The sequence below is a fragment of the Exiguobacterium sp. SH0S1 genome, from assembly GCF_004337165.1.
Lineage (GTDB): Bacteria > Bacillota > Bacilli > Exiguobacteriales > Exiguobacteriaceae > Exiguobacterium > Exiguobacterium aurantiacum_A.
This window is the reverse complement of record NZ_SJVC01000020.1, coordinates 1-409: the sequence shown is the minus strand read 5'-3', so window position 1 is coordinate 409 and position 409 is coordinate 1. Positions and strand designations below refer to the sequence as shown.

General features: G+C 53.8%; 1 pseudogene. It reads right to left on the bottom strand.

From position 1 onward, the window contains the following. Positions 1-409 (bottom strand): annotated as a pseudogene (locus tag EVJ20_RS15080) (amidophosphoribosyltransferase); the annotation flags it as partial.

Below are 409 nucleotides of genomic sequence, written 5' to 3'. Positions count from 1 at the left end.
ATGGAGTCGGCGACCAGCAGGACGTTTTTATCGCGGAACTCGGCGCGGTTGGCATTCAGTTTACGGCGCACGGACTTACGACGCAGCTGCTGGCCCGGCATGATAAAGGTGCGGCCAACATAGCGGTTTTTAACGAAGCCCTGGCGGTACGGTTTGCCCAGAATACGAGCAATTTCCAGCGCGATATCACACGAGGTTTCTGGGATCGGGATCACCACATCGATATCCAGATCTTCCCATGCGCGGGCAATTTTCTCGCCCAGTTTCGTGCCCATATTCACACGCGCGCTGTAAACGGAAATTTTGTCGATAAACGAGTCCGGGCGGGCAAAGTATACATACTCAAACAGGCACGGATTGCTGACCGGATTGTCAGCACATTGACGGGTAAACAACTGCCCTTCTTCAG